Origin of the sequence: Ignatzschineria larvae DSM 13226 (assembly GCF_038500265.1) — a bacterium.
Taxonomy (GTDB): Bacteria; Pseudomonadota; Gammaproteobacteria; order Cardiobacteriales; family Wohlfahrtiimonadaceae; genus Ignatzschineria; species Ignatzschineria larvae.
In genome coordinates, this window is sequence record NZ_CP150637.1 from 1,446,927 (window position 1) to 1,467,814 (window position 20,888).

11 protein-coding genes are annotated in these 20,888 nt (G+C 40.7%); 6 read left to right on the top strand and 5 right to left on the bottom strand.

Annotated features, from left to right (window positions below):
* Nucleotides 1–95: 95 nt before the first annotated feature.
* The 3 genes from WMO13_RS05950 to WMO13_RS05960 form a co-directional block, all read right to left on the bottom strand.
* Entirely contained in the window at nucleotides 96–3,521 is a 3,426-nt protein-coding gene (locus WMO13_RS05950; protein WP_026878640.1) for an FAD-dependent oxidoreductase, read from the bottom strand.
* Between the two features lie 237 nt (nucleotides 3,522–3,758).
* Nucleotides 3,759–4,472: a regulatory protein RecX gene (locus WMO13_RS05955; RefSeq protein WP_051396158.1), complete on the bottom strand. Its 714-nt coding sequence runs from the start codon at nucleotides 4,470–4,472 to the stop codon at nucleotides 3,759–3,761.
* A gap of 10 nt (nucleotides 4,473–4,482) precedes the next feature.
* The gene (locus WMO13_RS05960) at nucleotides 4,483–5,187 is read right to left on the bottom strand and encodes a hypothetical protein (protein WP_051396159.1); all 705 of its coding nucleotides are present in this window, start codon (nucleotides 5,185–5,187) and stop codon (nucleotides 4,483–4,485) included.
* 182 nt (nucleotides 5,188–5,369) lie between these two features.
* Between WMO13_RS05960 and WMO13_RS05965 the strand changes: the two genes are divergently transcribed.
* Nucleotides 5,370–7,007 carry an FMN-binding glutamate synthase family protein gene (locus tag WMO13_RS05965; RefSeq protein ID WP_026878642.1) on the top strand — a complete coding sequence of 546 codons (1,638 nt, stop codon included), beginning with the start codon at nucleotides 5,370–5,372 and terminating at the stop codon, nucleotides 7,005–7,007.
* A 377-nt stretch (nucleotides 7,008–7,384) separates the two neighbouring features.
* Here the strand turns inward: WMO13_RS05965 and WMO13_RS05970 are convergent, their stop codons facing one another.
* The gene (locus tag WMO13_RS05970) at nucleotides 7,385–10,909 is read right to left on the bottom strand and encodes a translocation/assembly module TamB domain-containing protein (protein ID WP_026878643.1); all 3,525 of its coding nucleotides are present in this window, start codon (nucleotides 10,907–10,909) and stop codon (nucleotides 7,385–7,387) included.
* 322 nt (nucleotides 10,910–11,231) lie between these two features.
* Entirely contained in the window at nucleotides 11,232–11,993 is a 762-nt protein-coding gene (locus WMO13_RS05975; RefSeq protein ID WP_026878644.1) for a Nif3-like dinuclear metal center hexameric protein, read from the bottom strand.
* A 692-nt stretch (nucleotides 11,994–12,685) separates the two neighbouring features.
* Between WMO13_RS05975 and fdnG the strand changes: the two genes are divergently transcribed.
* From fdnG to recQ, 5 genes are all read left to right on the top strand, one after another.
* On the top strand, nucleotides 12,686–15,736 hold the full coding sequence (gene fdnG, locus WMO13_RS05980) for a formate dehydrogenase-N subunit alpha (RefSeq protein ID WP_084331452.1): 3,051 nt from the start codon (nucleotides 12,686–12,688) through the stop codon (nucleotides 15,734–15,736).
* 12 nt (nucleotides 15,737–15,748) lie between these two features.
* Nucleotides 15,749–16,654 carry a formate dehydrogenase subunit beta gene (fdxH, locus tag WMO13_RS05985; protein ID WP_026878646.1) on the top strand — a complete coding sequence of 302 codons (906 nt, stop codon included), beginning with the start codon at nucleotides 15,749–15,751 and terminating at the stop codon, nucleotides 16,652–16,654.
* A gap of 3 nt (nucleotides 16,655–16,657) precedes the next feature.
* The gene (locus tag WMO13_RS05990; protein ID WP_051396160.1) at nucleotides 16,658–17,356 is read left to right on the top strand and encodes a formate dehydrogenase subunit gamma; all 699 of its coding nucleotides are present in this window, start codon (nucleotides 16,658–16,660) and stop codon (nucleotides 17,354–17,356) included.
* A gap of 133 nt (nucleotides 17,357–17,489) precedes the next feature.
* Nucleotides 17,490–18,383: a formate dehydrogenase accessory protein FdhE gene (locus WMO13_RS05995; protein ID WP_026878647.1), complete on the top strand. Its 894-nt coding sequence runs from the start codon at nucleotides 17,490–17,492 to the stop codon at nucleotides 18,381–18,383.
* Nucleotides 18,384–18,830: 447 nt separating this feature from the next.
* Nucleotides 18,831–20,702, top strand: coding sequence for a DNA helicase RecQ (recQ, locus tag WMO13_RS06000; protein WP_084331453.1), 1,872 nt, complete (start codon nucleotides 18,831–18,833; stop codon nucleotides 20,700–20,702).
* Nucleotides 20,703–20,888: the final 186 nt, after the last annotated feature.

Sequence of the window (20,888 nt, forward strand, 5' to 3'; positions counted from 1 at the left end):
TTAACTCCTCAATACTAAAAAGCCCCTTCTGACGAAGAGGCTTTCAACAGTTTAAACTTTATATAACGTCAATTTATACAGCATTAAGGAATAAACTATGATTCTTGCTGTTTCGACTTCTCTGCTAATACATAGCTAAGCCAATGAGAAGAGATAATATCAGGCAAACGATTTTGACTGGTTCTGGCAGTCAAGTTATCAAGGTCCACATTTTTAAGGGGTTGATCTTGTTGTGAACAGGTAAATACAGCTTGGGTACGCTCTTTCGTCACAGGATCGATCTGCCACTGTAGACATTGCCCGCAAACCCCTTTCATCATACATTGCATTGGGCTACCGATAGTACCGGTAATATGTAGATCCTCTTTGAAACGATCATAGAGAGATCCGCCTTCAGAGAGCTCTTTTTGGAAACCTTTTAACATTCCTGTTGAACCCATTGCCATTAAACGATCAACAGCTTTCATCTCGACAATACCTTGATCATCTAGCTCTTTGATCAGTTTAATCACATCCCACTCGACAACTGAATGATCTTGGGGTCTTCTTGCTTCAATCGGCTCACCTTTACCGACAGCCCAGATAATTTGATCTGCGCCCTCTTCTAAAGCATCCATTTGATCCACATCATCTTTTGAGCCCATTGCCGCAAGGTAAATGACCTTATTGCCGGCATTACGAAGTGCAGATCCAATATCAAGCATAACAGCAGCGCCCCATTTACCGGCAACCACCAAGATTGTTTTACCTGATGGAAGATCCGTTGGTGCGCCTGTAGGACCCGCTAAGATGACTTGATCACCAGGTTTTAAAGAGGGGATTAATCGTTGACCTGTTCCCCATTGGAATACTAAAAGACGAATTGCATCCTCTGTAGATCCTGTCCCGGAAACTGTCAGAAGTGGAATTTGTAAACGTGTTCCAGCAACAATCTCACTGCCTGTTTCAAAGGTCTGCATTCTAAAGAATTGCCCTGGCTTGAAGTTTTTGGCCGCCATTGGCGCTTTGACCCACACTTCACATACAGTGGGATTGCTACTATCTATCGATTCAATGGTGGCTACTAACCCTCCATTCATTGTCGTGGCTAATGATTCATTGCCTAAGGTATTCTCCGGCAATCTTGCCAATGCTTCCATCACAAATTTCGAGGTCTTTTTCGCACTTGCAATCGCTTTAACCACATTACCATTAAAAACAGGATGGGTATCACCGATATAAGAGACACGTTTCTCACCTCGTCTAAAAGAGGTAAAGGGCGCAAATGCCTCTTTATTATTTGTCCCCCACTCAAAAGGTACTAAATTTCCATCTAAATCATATCCTTGGAAATGATGCTTCTCTTCAATTTCAAGAGAGCCTGGATACTCTGTGCCATAAATAGTATTCGGCGATGTACCTGCCGCCACTAAGACCGCTCGTGCCGGAACTGTTACTTCCGTCTCTCCCGATTTCATAAAGCGAATGGCTTTCACATGGCCATATTGATCAAGTTCTACCCCTAGAGGATTGAGCTCCTCACCGAAATGAATACCTTCTTCAAAGGCTTTCGTAATCTCTTCATGATTCAGCGTATAAGCGGGTGATTCTTGCATCTTCCGGCGATAAGCCACCATAACACCACCCCATTTTGCTAGAAGTGGATTGAAATCAGGTGTTTCACCGACTTCTGCTGCACGAGTCCTCTCGGCGCGCACTTCTCGACCATGGGTTAAAAATTCCGTTAAAGTCTCATTATCTTCCGGCGATAGATTCTCCCGAACTTTCTCTTCCCCTAAGATCTCAACGCGATGAAGGGCTTTTTCTACCTGTTTAATATAGTAAGCCTGTACTTCCGTTGCGGTATCAATTGCAGTTAATCCGCCGCCAATCACAACGGCTGGCAATCTTACTTGAAGATTCGCAATGGAGCTATCTTTTGCGGCACCTGTTAACTGCATCGCCATTAAAAAGTCTGAGGCTTGCTTCATCCCTTTTGCTAAGGAATTTTCAATTTTAAGAACACGAGGTAAACCTGCGCCGACAGCTAATGAAACATGATCAAACCCTAAGTCAAAAGCATCATCGAGTGTTAAAGTCCCACCTAGACGGACACCGCCATAGATATCGACATTTTCTCGGCGTGCTAAGGTCAAATAGATCAATTTAAGGAAATTTTTGTCCCAACGAACGGTAATGCCATATTCTGCAACACCACCAAATCCTGCTAATATCCGATCGCCAAGATTCTCTTCTAACTCCGCCCAAGACTTGATAGGTGCAGTGAGTAATGCTTGTGGGAGCGGCTCAATTTTAAGGCCATCAATCCCTACAACATAACAACCTTGTTGCGATAGATAATGCGCCATCGTAAAGCCCGCAGGCCCCATTCCGGCCACTAATACTTTCCGATTATTCTCTTTTGCAGGGAGATAATCTGTTGGTTTAAGAGGATTCCAACGCGCAAGCAGATTATAGATCTCAACACCATATGGCAGATCTAAAACTGTTGAAAGTACACTGGTCTCAATTTGAGGGATATTGACCGGCTCTTGACGCTGATAAATACAGGATTTCATGCAATCATTACAGATCCGATGGCCTGTTGCCGGTACCATAGGATTTTCAACCATAGTAATTGCCAAAGAACCAATTGAAAGCCCCTCTTTTTCAAGACGCTGCATCTCTGAGATCATCTCATCAAGCGGGCAACCCGTCAGTGCAGCACCAAAAGGATTTTTACGGAAACCTTGGGCGGGATCCCCTTTTTTCACGGGAAAACCGGTACTACAAAAATCCCCATCATGATCATGGCAATACTTACAATATTCAATTTCACTAGCCACTTCATAACGATTCATGCGTTGATCTGTAAGCGCAAAGCCATCCCGTTTACGAAGTGGATGCGTCCCCACTTTCACAGGAATCCCTTGGAATGACTCCTCCTTGGTAGAGACAAGATGATCATAATCTAAACGCGCGGGGAATTTAAAAGTCATCCAATCCGCAACCCGTGCCGCACCGACAGGATCAGATTCTGCTAAAGAACCCCATTGATAGAGCGCCTCGATCTCTGAAGCATTTTTTTCTGCATCAAGAGAGAGCGCATACTCTGCAATCTTCGCCTCTAAATTCGGGTCCTCATCACTCACACCCATTTTTGCTAATAATGCAGCATGATGTGTGGCAAAATCCCCTTCAATCGTTTGCCGATAGCGCTTAGCACCTCGCTGAATAAATTGCTCTTTAAAGCGCATCAAACGATTATATTGTGCTGCCCGATCTACTAATTTTTGACTCTCTTTCTCAATTCCAAAGAGCTTCGCTATAAAGCCATTGATATATTGCCCTAAGAGAATTTGAAATTCTGACTCTTCAATTGCGGTAAAATTGAGCTCGCCTCGACGCCATTGAAGTAGTGATTGCAATGTTTCATCCGGTAGAAACTGTTGGAATAATGTATCAACTTCCGTTAAGCCCTGATGATTTTGCAAATCCTGAAAGCTCAAGCCATACTTCTGCAATTGTTCCTCTAATGCCATATCTCATCCTCTTATGCATTACTCAAATCTAAATAAGTTAAAAACTGAAAATCCGCTTCAATAAAATGACGCCTCAATCAAATAAACATAAACTAACACAACATTATACCTTGATTTTGTTCGAATGGCGGAAGTTAGATCAAAAGCAGGCAAATTCATTTATCATACCCCCCTTCTTTTACAGTCCCTTTCTTTTACAAATCCTATATCCTATTGATCACATAAATTGTATAGAATTCAAAAATCATCCTCGACTATCATTTCCCCACTAAACCCTCGGCGGTAGAGTGCAGCATAATATTTAGCCCCCTCTTTTTTACCCACCTTACGTTCAGCGATCGCACGCGCATTGCGCCAATTAATCTCTTTGAAAGCGGCTTTAATATCTTTCTCAGATATCCGATGAATTTGCGCTAACTCATAACGAACTCGAATGGGCCCATAACCTAAGTCCGCGCGGTTTTTACTATAACTATAAGCAAATCGTTCAAGACTCAAATAGCGCTCCCCATAAAGCCAATCAATAATCGGATCAATCAGCGCCGGCGGACATTGTCTCTGTTGCAGTTTTTGCCGAAGTTCCACTTCGCTATGTTCTCGACGAATCAAGAAATTCATCGCCCGCTCTCGCCAATAGTGCCATTCTCGCGCCTTCTCTTCTTCTCTTTGCGCCTCTGCTAGCAGTTGTGTAGTTAAAGCTTCTTGCGATAGCCCCTCTTTCTCTTCTAAAACACAATCTTTCAGTGCTTGATCTCTATATTCAATACATTCAACATCTTGGGAATCCATAGCGTTATCTGCTTTTATGAAAGAATGATCCTTTCGGGAGCTATGGCTTTGTTGTTGCCCACTTCGGGATTGCTTTCTGTGAGAATCTCGCTGTTTGATCTCTTCTACAAGTGCTGCAAATTTCTCGCTATTCATTGCACCATTCATATTTGATTCACTCATCACATCACCTCTACTGCCGAGTCCGCCGACGAACTTCATATTGTAGAACTTCCGCAAACAGATCGGAAATAATATGCTGTGCTTCTTGTGATTCTTCTGGTTTGTCCGACTCCGCTGGATCTATCTGCTGATTATTCGTTGTGCCAATATCCGCTGATTTTTCATTGAATGCTTGTTTTGCTAATCGCTCCCGACGTTCTTTAGCAAGCATTGCTCGTCTCTCTTCTTGAGATTTCATCGGCACTGATTTAATCTGCATCAATGCAGCAATCTCTTCATCAAAGGCGCGAGTATTAGGGTTCTCTGGCATAATTGAGATCCGAAATGGCGGAATTTTCCAACGCTTTTTAGAGATCTTATTTAGGTGAGTTTCTAATGATTTACGAATCTCTTTCTGATAGAAATTAAATGCAGCCCCAAACTCGCCTCGTGGCGTTCCAATCACCCAATAGTACTTGCCAATCGTCGCAATAAAAAGTCGCCCTTTTAATCTCGGCGGTAAAAAAAACTGAAACCAAGGCTCTATGTAGGAGAGTTGTAGTGATCTTTTAAGGTAGATTGTGAGCATCTTGTAAGTCTCTTCAGGTGAGCGTTTACGGGACATCTTACCAATTTCACGTTGCACATTACGAAGCCTACCTTTGACCTCTATCTCATCTAATTTTTTACGAGGAACGATCTCATCATCCCAAGGATTCAATTCTTCTCTCTTCATAGGCTCTTTAAAAATTATAGAAAAAGCGATTCCGCATATACAAATATTGATAATAAATATAAATTCCCTACATTCATTCTTTAGAATAAATCTTAAAAATTTTTAAAATTTAATTAAGGAATGCGTTATGATAGAGGCAATTTACAATAACCATTCAACGATCATGACAGGAGCTTCCTAACATGCATACGCTTGCTCGCTTTGGGCGTTATCTACCCCTTATTTTGTCGATTCTCTTTACAATTTATGGATTATTCTTCGCTCATCATACCACAACTATATGGGTTCTGACGGGCATTACTGCGATTCTTTCAGTGATCGGAATCATCGATATCTCACAAAATAGTTACGCTGTCCGAAAAAATTACCCTATTGTCGGGAATCTGCGCTATCTACTCAAACATTTCCGCTCAGAAATCCGCCAATACTTTATCGAGTCAGATAACGATGCCGTTCCCTTTACCCATGCTGAACGCAAGCTTGTCTACGCACGCGCTAAGAATATTGCGCAGGATTCTGTACAAGCATTTGGAACACTACAAAACACCTACGAACCAGGTTATCAATTTATTACCCATTCGATGGCAACAGTCCCTGCAAGTGACCCTGCAACTTTCAGGGTGACCATCGGTGGTGATGATTGTCTTCACCCTTATTCTGCCTCTATTCTCAATATTTCCGCAATGAGTTTTGGTGCACTGAGCGCTCATGCAATCGAGGCACTCAATGGAGGTGCAAAAATGGGCAACTTTGCCCATGATACAGGGGAAGGCGGCATTAGCCCTTATCACCGGAAACATGGTGGTGATCTGATTTGGGAATTAGGAAGCGGTTACTTTGGTTGCCGCACCGAAGATGGCTTCTTTGATCCTGTAAAATTTGAGCAACAAGCGGCTGATCCTCAAATTAAGATGATTGAAATTAAGCTAAGCCAAGGCGCAAAACCAGGACATGGTGGCGTATTACCCAAAGATAAAATTAGTGAAGAGATCGCAGCAACTCGCGGAGTACCTCGAGATCGAGATTGTATCTCTCCCTCTAATCACAGTGCTTTCTCAACACCGATTCAGCTTCTTGAATTTATTAAGAAGCTCCGTGAATTAAGTGGTGGAAAACCTGTTGGCTTCAAGCTTTGTATCGGCCATCCCTGGGAGTTTATGGGGATTGCTAAAGCGATGCTTCTTACCAATATTCTCCCTGACTTTATTGTCGTAGATGGAAAAGAAGGTGGGACAGGTTCAGCCCCTATTGAATTTGCCGACCATATTGGAACGCCACTACAAGAAGGGCTACTCTTCGTACACAATGTTTTAGTGGGAACAGGCTTACGTAAAAAAATCCGAATTGGGGCTAGCGGTAAAATCATTACTGCATTTGATATCACTCGAACCATTGCTATTGGTGCTGATTGGGTTAACTCAGCTCGTGGATTTATGTTCGCTTTAGGTTGTATTCAATCTCGAAGCTGTCATACCAATAATTGCCCTACAGGAATTGCCACACAAGATCCCTTACGACAAAAAGCATTAGTGGTTGAAGATAAAATGGCGCGCGTCAAAAATTTCCATCACAATACCCTTCATGCGCTCTCTGAAATGCTCTCTTCTGCCGGCGTTTCCCATCCATCTAAACTATTACCTCAACATTTAGTGATGCGTTCCTCTGAAAATGAGATTCGCCTCTTCTCTAATATGCACTTCTATCTACCGGAAGGTGCGCTACTTGGAGATGAGATTGACAGTAATTACTACTCAAGTATTTGGAATATTGCACAAGCAGAATCATTCCAACCTCGTGTTGTGATTCCTAAGGTTGTCTAGATATCATCTAAGATTAAGTTGCAATGAGATTATTGAGACTTAACAATTAAGACTCTAATAAGATTCAATAATTTCAACAAAAAGGCTAAGTAACCATATCGTTACTTAGCCTTTTTGCTATTCAATGCCAATATAAACATATAAATTATAGAGACATATTCTATCTAACTTATAACAAGATCAGCTCAAAATAAGCTCATTTAAATGCCGGCACATCAGCCTATCAAGGCGAGGAGGCTATTCTATCCGACATTTTACAAGCTTTTGTTTAGTAAGTATATTCTTTCAAATATCATACCAGCTACTTAAAAACCAATAAGAACAGAGAGAGAGATAAAAAAGTGTAGAAAGTCGGTCATCCCTATCTAATTTCAATTCTAGAAATCCCGTGAATAGTTCAAGTTCACACTCTCGCCCTCACTCATAAAGGCGGCATTCACATTGAAGTATTTTAAGAAGCTATAACGTAATAGCGCAAATGCACTCTCACCCTCTTCAACGCCAACGCCTAACCCCACATAGAAACTATTGGCAAATCGCTTCCCTAAACCTACACCAATGTGCCCATTCGGTGTCTCCATAAAACCAAGATCAGTAAGCCCTACTTTGCTCGCAAGACTCGTATCAGAACTTGATACAGGCTCACCCATCGCAATCTTACGCAGCATATTCAGAAGCATTAAATTTTCAGCCGCTGAACCTAAGTTAGGGCTTCTGCCGAGGAACAAGTAAGAGGCAATTTCGATATCTGTCATGGTAGGCGATGAATAGAGTTCCACTCTTGGTGCTTCTGCACTACCTAAGACTTTAACACCAACTCGAAGCTCTCGACCTTCAATTTCATTCATAAATTGTCGTGAGGCTTGGATATCAAGTGCAGGATTGGTAATCGATGCGCCTGAGAATTGAATTTTACCGCGATCTAACTGTAATACTTGGCCATAGATATCAAATTGTCCTTGTCCTACATTGATCACACCTAATCCTCGAATTGGTTGGCTACCATAATCTTTTAAGACTTTTAAACCGCCGCTTAAGTGAGCTTTAAGCCCTTCAGCGCCGACTAAGATATCATTTCCTAAGATCACATTCAGATCCATAGAGAAGTTATCCATAAAGCTTTCGCTACGCTTTTGATCATAGCCATCCCCTACGATAATAGTATCTTCTGAAACTTTCACGACAGAACCAGCGCCACCCATAGAGGCATGCATATAGTAGAGTTCAGGTATTAATATTGATCCTTTCAATTGATAGCGCTGAATATTACCTGAATGTTTGCCGGTAAATTGTACTTTAGGAGAGATCATCACTTTAATATCACGACTATCCGCTAATTGGATATCACCGCCTGATGCATTCAATTCTGTACTAAAATTGGCAATATTATAGTAACCATCGAGGTTTAAAGTTCCTTTGTTAGTGCCTACACTTCCTTTAATAAAGAATTCTGGCGCTCCCTCTTGTAGAGCAACATCTAAATTAATCGCCTTCAAACGGCTATTCAATGATGCGATATAGAGATACCCATCTTTAATTGAGAGATTAGCACCAATTTGGGGATGTACAATCGGCCCTTGCACTTTCCCCTTCAAGAGAACCTCTCCTCCAATATCCTGTAATACCGGCATTAAGGGAGAGACCCAATCAAAACTTGGGATATTAGCGACAACACTGGCATCTACAAGGTTCTCTTTAAAGAGATCGTTCATCTCTCCTTTACCCTGAACACGCAAATATTTTCCCCAATCGACATTGAGATTACTGGTCACTTTTTCAGGAAGAGCATGCACTTCTAATAATGTTTTATCTAAGGGAATTAAGATTTCTCGCCCTTGAAAGCGGTAACGGATGTCCCCTTTTGCCAAGGCTAAGTTTACAACGCCGACAAAATCTTCTTCGGTAGTAAATTGTCCGGCAATGGTCACATTTGCTTTAGTATTAATCGAGAGATCGGGTGGTAAATAACTCTCAATTAGTGACGAAGGTAGATTATTAAGGGTAATAACTGCTGTATTAATACCTTCCACGCTCCGGCCACCTTCAGCACAGAAAACGATATAGCCTTGCTCATAACATGCGGAACTTAGTGAGACGGTATTATCCTTAGCACGATAGTAGAAATAAGCAGGTTTATTAAGCTTATAATCCCCCACAAAATCAGAACTTACCACGGAATTTTGTAGATAGAGCGTAAAGGTAGGATCTGTAAATACATCGGTTAAGGCCGCAATCCCATCTGATTTAATCGTCCCAACAATACTATCAAGATCAAAGTTAAAATGATGGGAATCTGCTTTTCCTGCAACTTTATATTCCATCTTCTTCACAAGGATCTGGCGGTCATCTGCAGGCAATAGCGCCATCGGTTTATTCTCTTGATAAGTTAAAGTCTCATCAATCTCACCATCAGATTCTTTAATATTGGCCACTTCAATCTTATTCACAGATTGATCTGCTGATTTAGCACTTTTAGCCTGTTCTAGATTTTCCACTAAAAGATCAAGATCAAACTCATCCGTTAAGCTTCCATCAAACTGTAACTTTAAGAGCGACAAATAGATCGTATCAAACCGCATTTTATCAAGTTGCAACAAGATATCAGCATTATAGTTTTCGTGATTCGCTTTTAGTAATAAGGATTGCAATTGCAAACCAAAAGCATTGATATTCGAGATATTAACATCTGCCACTAAGATAGGTTTGAGCACTTCACCCTTAAGATTGATGTCCCCCATTAAAGAGCCACTGATATCCGGGTGTAACTGCGATAAGTAAGGTGCATTCATCTTTAGATTGAGATCGACATTTAGTGGATCTTTAGCTGACCATTCACTATTGAGCATAATCTGATTCGAAAGATTTTTAAGATGCAGATAACTCTTAATATCGCTTAATCCCGTCACCTCATTATCCACTTTCAATAAGATAGGATCATTCAAGAAATTTGCCCAATCCACCCGGCCATTTAAATCAGCTGTAAACTTCTCTAATTCGCCTTTTACTTCGGTATTTAGTGCTAAATTGAGTTCGTTACCACTAATAAAGGCTTCTTGCGCATAAATCGCTAAATTGAGATCAAAAGTTTCGGTGGGAATATCAATATTTCCATTCAGTGCTACAACAAATGGAAGGTCGACATCAGGGCCTGCTAATGCTTGTAAATCCCCGATCGTATTTTCAATTGTGACATGATTATCTTCAAGCTTAGCATTGATTAATTGAATATCATTCATCGCTAAATAGAAATCATCGACCTTTAAAGTGCTGTTTGTGATATCAATGGTTTTAATTTCAGCATTAATGGGAATATTGAGAGATTTAAGAGCAAATGGCTCACTCGCTTCCTCTTCTGTCTCGATCTTCTCAATCGGTGTAAAATTAAGGTTAGCGCCCTCTACTTCAAGGTGATTAATCGCAACTTTCTTCTCTAATAGTTGGCCATAATTCCAATCTAACGTTAATTTAGGAATCTCTAAAGGCTCATAATTAGGCAAATTGAGTGTCACATCTTCAAGTGTAAAACGTTTTCCTAGCTGCCCTTCAGCATTGTGAATTAAGACATATTGTGGAAAATAATGATTTGCAACATTAACAATCGTCCGAAGCCCTGATTCTGTATCTAATAGATAGAAGAAGAGTAGAACAATGACCACAATTAAAATTAACAGCAGATTTAGTATAAACGTCAAAAAGCGACCTAAAAGCGTACGTCTTCTGCGCTTAGGTTTTTTAGCTTTTTTAGTTTTTTTAGCTTTTTCTGACTTTGAGTCACCCATTGCTTCCTGCATTTGATCTTGCTCATTTTCAATGTTAGAAGCTTCTTGAACAGTTGGTTCTTCCGATTGGTGTACTTTATCAGTATTACTATTCATAGATGACTTTTCCGCTTTATCGCTCATCTTCACCTTTTAAATTCACGTGATTATTGATCATGAAATATGATCTGATGACCCTACTTATCCCAATTCATGCCTATTTGTAATAGCGTTTACTTACGATGATCAAAATAGGAAATACCTGATATTCTACCTTGTTTTATAGCAAGATTGAAATAGTTCGGTATCTGTAATAGAAAGACCCTATACTCTTCCTGTTAAAATAATAATAAAATTTTTAACAATAGCGTATTTAACAATAAAGTGTTTAACAATAAAGTGTTTAACAATAGCTTCTTGATAAAGGGGATCACAAATAAAAACAACTGGTTATAACAGATATCAGCTAGATCGGATTATCAATATCCATAAATTCGACTTCAAGTCCATAGCTCTGTCCGTATTCCGACTGCAACCACTCACCAAGCGCCTTTACACCGCCACGTTCTGTTGCATGATGTCCGGCGGCAAAAAAGTGAATCCCAAGTTCCCGGGCAATATAAATTGTTCTTTCTGATACTTCACCGGTAATAAAGGCATCAAACCCGGCTTCAGCCACTTCTTCTAACATATCCTGCGCTGCACCACTGCACCACGCAATTCGTTTAATTAGCTTCGGGCCGGAAGCTTCTACGAAAGGTTTACGATCTAAACTCTGTTCGATGAGTTTCGCTAATGAAACAACATCCATAGCTTCAGACAACTCACCGGTTAATACTAAAGGTTGCTCATCTGATAAAGGCGCTATATTAACAATATTCCATAACTTCCCGAGCATTGCATTATTACCCAATGTCGGCTCAAGATCTAGCGGGAGATGGTATGCATAGAGATTAATCCCGCCTTCAATCAAACGTTTAATGCGCTGGTATTTCATTCCGCGAATAGCGGGTGCCTCACTCTTCCAGAAATAGCCATGATGCACTAATATTGCATCAGCTTTATATTCAATAGCCGCCTCAATGAGCTCTAAACTCGCTGTTACCCCGGTAATAATTCGTTTAACATCCGATTTTCCCTCAACTTGAAGGCCATTCATTGTATAATCTTTGATCCGATGACTATTTAAAAATTCATTGAGTATTATTTCTAGTTTTAAGTTATTCATATTTTTAACTCTATGTTGAGTATCTTAATAAAAGGTGTTTTTTCGCAAAGACAGAATTGTTGTCTATATATGATTAGATTTAATTTGATTAGACTTAATTACTAAGACAGGAATATTATTCGTAAGTCTTATTTAATAAATCATGATTTATTGAGTTTACCCGTGATATTTAAAGATTATAAGACAACTCAATGCATTAATCATTAAAGATCGACCAGATAGTTCATACCTTGAACCGATTGTTATGTTTTTTGAAGTCTTATTAGCGCAATCTGATTCCTCCCTATAGCCATTTTGCATCTGATACTCATCTAACTGAACACATTAGAACTCGTAATATCAAAAAGCATCATTTTATGCACCGCTTAATCTCTTAAGCGGTAAATTAAAAATAGCGGCTCAAAATATCTAGTGATTACTTTACAGCATTTAAAACTGTTAATTTTTATTTTAACAAACAATGATTTGTAAAAAATAATCAATGGATATTGATTAGGCATATAAGCCGATTGACTAACGCTCTATTTACATTTATTTAAGAAAAAATTCGTTAAATTAGTTATAATTTGTCGTTTAAATTACTTTTCACACCAATATACAGACCATCAACTTCTTATGATCTATATCAATGATTAAAAGATAATACGGGTTTTCTGTGCATCGGTGATTCAACATCATAAAAGGATACGACAATGCAATTATCAAGAAGACAATTCTTCAAAGTGTCGGCCGGAACAATCGGTGGAACCAGCCTTGCAGCTTTAGGGATGATGCCAGCGGTTTCTGAGGCGGCAGTTCGGGAATATAAAATTTTGAAAGCCAAAGAGACCCGCACAGTCTGTACTTACTGTTCAGTCGGTTGCGGCATGCTCGTTTACTCTATGGGTGGTAAACCTAAAAATTCCTTACCATCAATTATGCATATTGAAGGAGATCCTGATCATCCGGTAAGCCGCGGATCACTCTGCCCTAAAGGCGCAGGCGTTATTGATTATGTTCATAGCCCTAACCGGGTTAAATATCCTGAAGTTCGTCGCCCTGGCTCTGATAAGTGGGAACCCATCTCTTGGGATGAAGCAATCAATGAGATTGCTCGCCTTATGAAAGATGATCGCGATGCAAACTTCCAACATAAGAATAAAGATGGCATCACAGTAAATCGATGGACTTCTACAGGTTTTCTTGCCACTTCTGCAACCACTAACGAAAATGGTTTCGTGACCGGTAAGTTTGTTCGTGCTCTAGGAATGCTCGCAATCGACAACCAAGCGCGGGTTTGTCATGGCTCGACGGTTGCCAGTTTAGCCGCTTCTTTTGGTCGAGGCGCAATGACGAACCATTGGGTTGATATCCGCAATGCCGATGTTGTGCTCGTGATGGGTGGGAACGCTGCTGAAGCACATCCAGTTGGCTTTAAATGGGCAATCGAAGCCAAAAAGCGGGGCGCAAAATTACTCTGCGTTGATCCACGTTTTAACCGTACAGCTTCTGTTGCCGACTTCTATGCTCCTATCCGCTCTGGATCAGATATCGTTTTCCTCGGTGGCTTAATTCGCTGGTTGGTGGATAATAACAAGATTAATCTTGAATATGTCAAAGAGTACACTAATGCTAAATTTATTGTCCACCCGGACTATAATTTTGATGATGGTTACTTTTCGGGGTGGAATGAAGAGGCCAATAAATACGATAAAGCAACTTGGAGCTATGAACTTGACGAAAATGGTTATGCAAAAGTCGATGAGACTTTAAGCCATCCTCGTTGTGTATTTAACCTAATGCGCAAACATTACGATCAATATACCCCTGAGGTTGTTGAGCGTGTCACCGGTACACCGATGAAAGATTTCCTTTATGTAGCAAAAACATTAGGTGATTGCGCGGTTAATGATAAAGCGTCCACTATTCTCTATGCATTAGGCTGGACACAGCATACTGTCGGAACACAGATGATCCGGACTATGGCAATGGTGCAATTATTGCTTGGTAATATGGGTGTCCCTGGCGGCGGTGTCAATGCACTTCGTGGCCACTCAAACATTCAAGGGTTAACTGATTTAGGCCTTCTCTCAACACAACTTCCAGGCTATCTAAATCTTCCTAGTGAAGCGCAAAATAGCTATAAAAAATATATTACAGAAACAACACCTAAAGCCCTTCGCCCAGGTCAGATGAACTATTGGCAACATACGCCAAAATTTTTCAATAGCATGATGAAAACCTTCTATGGGCCTCATGCAACACCAGCGAATAACTTTGCATTTGATTATCTCCCTAAATGGGACAAAATGTATGACATTATCAACTCTTTTGAGATGATGCATAATGGGGAGATGAATGGTTATATCTGTCAAGGTTTCAATCCGTTAGCGGCAATTCCTGATAGTAATAAAAATCGTGAAGCGCTTGCTAAACTAAAATATCTCGTCATCATCGACCCTCAAACAACAGAAACAGGGAGTTTCTGGCAGAATCATGGGGTACATAATGAGATTAAAACAGAAGAAGTCATGACCACAGTTTATCGCTTACCTGCGCACTGTTTCGTGGAAGGTAGCGGCTCAATCGTCAACTCTGCTCGTTGGCTACAATGGCATTATCAAGCAGCGGAAGGCCCTGGTGAGTCAAAAGGCGATGCAGAGATTCTCTCACGCCTACTCTTTAAATTACGTGAGCTCTACCAAGCAGAGGGCGGTGCTTTCCCCGATCCTATTATGCATATTCAATGGAATTATGCACAGCCACTTCACCCATCACCTGAAGAGATTACCAAAGAGCAAAATGGCTATGCTCTTGAGGATCTCTATGATGAAACGGGTAAATTAGTACGTAAAAAAGGGGAGCTTCTCAGTAGCTTCGGAGAGTTACGAGCTGATGGTTCAACTGCCTCAGGTTGTTGGATCTACACTGGTTCTTGGACAGAAGATGGAAACCAAATGGCAAATCGAGACAATAGTGATCCTTCAGGATTAGGAATCACACTCGGATGGGCTTGGGCTTGGCCTGCAAATCGTCGCATTCTCTATAATCGTGCTTCAGCGGATAGAATGGGACAACCTTGGGATCCTAAACGTCGCCTCTTTACTTGGACAGGCCAACGTTGGACCGGTTGGGATGTGCCAGACTTTAATCCAACAGCGGCACCAGGTTCAGCACTCGATCCATTTATTATGAATCCTGAAGGTGTTGGTCGCCTCTTCTCTGCAGATAAACTTGTAGATGGTCCATTCCCTACACACTTTGAAGCGATGGAAAACCCTCTGGGTTATAACCCACTCTATACTCCGGTCAACAATCCGGCTGTCCGGATTTTCAAACGTGATAGAGAAATGTTAGGTAGCCATGAGCAATTCCCATATGTTGGAACAACTTATCGCTTAACAGAGCACTTCCAATTCTGGACTAAAAATGCCCGTCTAGCCGCTATTACTCAACCACAGCAATTTGTCGAAATTGGTGAGGTATTAGCCAAAGAAAAAGGCATCAAAATTGGCGATAAAGTTAAAGTCTCCTCAAACCGTGGTTATATTGAGGCTGTGGCAGTAGTGACTAAACGTATTGTTCCATTAATGATTGAAGGCAAAGTGGTTCATCAAGTGGGTGTTCCGCTTCACTGGGGCTTTGAGAGTGTTGCACGCAAAGGGTTCTTAACGAACTTCTTACCGGTTGCGGTGGGAGATGCCAATACTCAAACACCTGAATATAAAACATTCCTTGTGAATGTTGAGCCACTGAATGCATAAAGGAAACTAACAATGATTTTAGAATCTTTAGATATTAAACGTCGCTCAGCGACCTCCACCAAATCCCCTGATGCACGTCAGGGCATTGAAGTCGCTAAATTAATCGATGTCACAACTTGTATTGGTTGTAAAGCCTGTCAAGTTGCTTGTTCTGAATGGAATGATCTTCGCGATGAAGTCGGAACTTGTGATGGTACCTACAATAATCCGCCAGACCTCACTAATGAGTCTTGGACAGTGATGCGCTTTAATGAAACCACCGAAAATGGCAAATTAGAGTGGCTGATTCGTAAAGATGGCTGTATGCACTGTGAAGATCCTGGCTGCCTAAAAGCGTGCCCTTCTCCTGGCGCTATCGTACAATATAACAATGGTATTGTGGATTTTAACCAAGAGAACTGTATTGGTTGTGGTTACTGTATCACTGGTTGCCCATTTAATATTCCTCGCCTTAGCAAGAAAGATAATAAGGCTTACAAATGCTCACTCTGCTCGGATCGCGTAGCAGTCGGTCAAGAACCCGCTTGTGTGAAATCATGCCCGACAGGCGCAATTCACTTTGGTTCAAAAGAAGATATGAAACAATATGCCGCAACACGTATCAAAGATTTAAATGAACGTGGTTATGAAAATGCTGGCCTTTATGATCCTGCCGGTGTTGGTGGTACACATGTCATGTATGTCCTTCACCATGCAGATCAACCTGAACTCTATAGTAACTTACCGAAAGATCCGCATATCAGCCCTGTGACAAGCCTCTGGAAAGGGTTACTCAAACCGCTTTCAACTGTGGGTATTGCAGCAGCTGTCTTTACGGGATTCTTACATTATGTCACTGTCGGTCCAAGCCGTGCAGATGACCCTGATGAGGGTAAAGAAGTGATTGATCCAAAGAAAGTGGAAAAAGAAGGAAAATAGATCATGGCTAAAGATAAATTAATTCAACGTTATTCAGCATCTGAACGTATCAATCATTGGATTGTTGCAGGATGCTTCATTGTATTGGCTTTCTCTGGACTTGCTTTCTTCTATCCAAGTTTCTTCTGGTTTAGCCAAATTTTTGGAACACCCCAAATGGCTCGTATCATCCATCCTTTCGTGGGTGTGATTATGTTTGTGGGCTTCTTTGTTCAGTTTTTCCGCTATTACAAACGTAACTTCGTGAACAAATATGATGTGAAATGGGCAATGTCTGTTAAAGAGGTGATCAAAGGTGAGCATCTTCCTAACGTCGGCAAATATAATGCCGGTCAAAAGATCATGTTCTGGGTCATGACACTTTCAATGATTGTATTGGTAACAACCGGCATCATCATGTGGCAGCCTTATTTTGCTAACTCATTCAGCATTCCACTTCGCCGAGTAGCGATCTTGTTCCACGCATGGTGTGCACTGATCCTGATCGCTTCTATCATTGTTCATGTCTATGCAGCGATCTGGGTAAAAGGGACGATTCGCGCGATGACTGAAGGCGTTGTGACTGAAAAATGGGCAGAGAGCCATCACCCACTTTGGTATAAAGAAGTGATGGAAAACTATGATAGAGCTGAAGGTTCAACAAAACGTAAAACCTCTGCTCATACAGCTGCACAACAAGCTTCGCAGTCCAACCATAAGTAGTAAAACGCCTATAAAAATTGAGTGTGAATAAAATTTAAAAGCTTAAAATTTTCCATTCCCACCCACCTTAGAACGCACCATTTATTGGTGCGTTGCTATATGAATTTAACTATTTTCTTAAAAGAGCAAAATTATGACTATGAAACCTGCCGGCGGGATTGAAAAAATAATCCCTATCCTACCTCCTAAAGGCTCTTACTATCCTTATCGTCTTAAAGCAATTGAAAAAGCGATCATAAAACAGCCAGAAGCACATTTCTTACCTTTTATTCAATCAGTTGTAAAAGCTCAAGAAGCGGCTTATCAAGCACTCAAAAAAGATCACCCATTATCACCCATCGTTGTAAATAACGATAATAATGCGAAGACTCCCTTTTTATCAGTAGATCAATCGATCACACCGCTCTACAAGCAAGCATTACTCACTATGATTGAGACGCTATTGGTAGATCCAGAAATCAATAATGAGATTAAAACCCACCTTATCGCGCTACAAGCAGAGATCGATCAACAAGATGAAGCACTCATTACTGAATATTATCAGAAGCTCATCGCTTTAGAGTTTAATGATCTTCCTCAACATCAACGCCTTTTCCTCGCAACTGCATTGCAAGTCCTACTTCATTTTGATACCAGTCGCATTCAGGTCGATGAGGATTATCTACTTCGCAACAAAGAACTCTGCCCTTGCTGTAATATGCCGGCCATCAGTAGCGTGCTCGATAATAGTGATAATGGTCTTCGTTATCTCTACTGTAGTTTCTGTGAGACAAAATGGCACGTTGTACGAGGACAATGTACGGAATGTCATAGCAATAAATCACTTTATCAGAGTAAAATTGAAGCGCTCGATCGTCCGATCTATGCGGAAGTTTGTGATGAATGTCATACTTATCTCAAAACCGTTGATCGCACTAAAACACTTATCGCCGATCCTTTTATCGAAGATATCTTAACGCTGCCCCTCTCTCTTCGACTATCAGAAGATGAATATCAAACTTTTGGATTGAACCCTTATTTGATTTAGTCAGAAAAGGTTTAATCACAAGAGATTTAATCACAACAAGGTATCTTCCCCAAACACACTTTATGGTAAAACCTAAGATCTAATGAGATTGAGATCAATCAATGCTTGTTAGATCTTTTACCGTATTAATCAGATGGCATTACGTCAATTCTATATTCATTTTAACGAGCGACTCGATTAATATCTTTCCTGTCATAGCGATATCCCTGTGTAATATTCTTTACTATTCATATACTTATCAAATTAGCTGAATAAATTAGCTGAATCAATAACTGTACAATTAAAGTAGAGAGGTAAGCTCTCAATAGTTTGTCTATCTATTGAACTCACTATTGTCCCAATGGAATTAGTGATAAACTATACTGTTTTCAGAAACACACATTATCAAAATGCATAATCTAATGAATTCAATGAAATCGGCTAAATTCTTATTGTAGGGGGAAAGATATCAATCGTTTCAATTCATCCACCCATAAGCACGAATCGCTCCAACATTCGAGTGAATCGGTAGCGCTCTCCCATTCACCGCTTCTTGATGCCACAGAGGCGCTTCAGAAGTATTTCGGTTATACCGAATTTCGTGAAGGGCAAGCAGCGCTTGTGGAAGGCGTACTATCCGGCCGGGATGTTCTTGGAATTATGCCCACAGGGGGCGGTAAATCTCTCTGTTATCAGATTCCGGCTCTGCTTTTACCTCATATGACACTTGTCATCTCTCCGCTGATCTCCCTGATGAAAGATCAAGTAGATGCGCTACTTGAGATCGGTATTTCCGCTACTTTTATTAACAGTACTCTAGATGAGTCAACGCTACGCACTCGCCTCATTGAGATACGACAAAAACAGTATAAGCTGATCTATATTGCGCCGGAAAGGCTCAATAGTTATCTTATTCGCTCACTTTTTAGTGCGCTACCCATTAGTTTTATTGCCGTAGATGAAGCCCACTGTATCTCCAAATGGGGCCACGATTTTCGCCCTGCTTATGGCGAGATCATCGATTTTGTCCATCAATTGCCCAATCGCCCGGTGATTGGTGCCTATACAGCAACAGCCACATCGGAAGTGATCCACGAAATTAAAACGTTGTTACAACTTCATCATCCTATCGAATCGATTATCAGTTTTGACCGCACAAATCTCACCTTTGAAGTGCTGAAAATCTCTGATAAACGCCGGTATATCGTCAATTTTATACGCCGATTCTATCCCAATGAATCCGGTATTATCTACTGTGCAACCCGCAACAATGTGGAAAAACTCACAGAATTTCTTAAAAATGCCGGCCTTAAAGTCTTGGCTTACCACGGCGGAATGGAGCATCACGAGCGGGAAAAGAATCAAAATGCGTTTATTCGCGATGAAGTGCAGATTATTGTGGCCACCAATGCCTTTGGTATGGGCATTGATAAATCGAATGTCCGCTTTGTGATTCACTATAATATGCCTCAAAATATGGAAGCTTATTATCAAGAAGCCGGGCGAGCAGGCCGAGATGGTGCGCCAGCGCACTGTTTACTGCTCTATGCACCGAGAGATGTCTCCAATCAAAAATATCTGATTGAACATAATGATTTTATTACCGATCCTGAGCGTAAAGATATTCTCTATCATAATCTCGAAGCACTTATCGATTACTGTCATACCGAAGAGTGTTTACGTGCAGAGATTCTTCACTATTTTTCTGAGACACCTCAATTCGATCACTGTAATAATTGTAGTAATTGCACTAATACAGTGCCGAAGATCAATATCACTATCGAAGCCCAAAAGATTCTCTCCTGTGTCTATCGTGCCGAACAAAATTGTGGCATTACAACCATTATTCAGATTCTACGAGGCTCGAAAAATCAACACATTCTCTCCCGTAATCTCGATCAGCTCTCTACTTATGGCATTATGCGGGAATATTCGGAATCAGTACTCAAAGAGATGATTATGACGCTAATCGCAAGAGGTTACCTCTATCAAACAACCGAAGCAAGACCACTACTTAAGCTCAATATTGCCAAAGCAAAGTTGATTTTAACCGGACAAAAACAGCTCTTTCATCGACAAGATCTGCTACTGCATAAAACTATTTCAGCACCGGAAAATCACTATCATTCACCGCTCTATGAAGAGATACGCGCATTTCGTTTAATACTCTCTAAAGAGCGAGATGTGCCGGCCTATACCATTTTTAGCGATAAAACCCTTAGAGAACTTGCAGAGAAACAACCGACCACTCAAGGACAGATGTTGCAGATTCACGGTATTGGCGTTAAGAAATTTGATCTCTATGGCGAGCGATTAATTGAATTAATTCGCCATCAATAAAATTATTATTTAATTTGTACTTTTAATAGATCTTAATTATAATTAAGATCTGTTATTTTTAATATTCTAGAGATATATCTTATGATTAAAAAGTTACCTAAAATTAATATAAATAAACCTAATATCGCAAAACCAGATACTAATTGCAATGGTATTTGTTGGTAAATTCAACTATAAGGACTACTT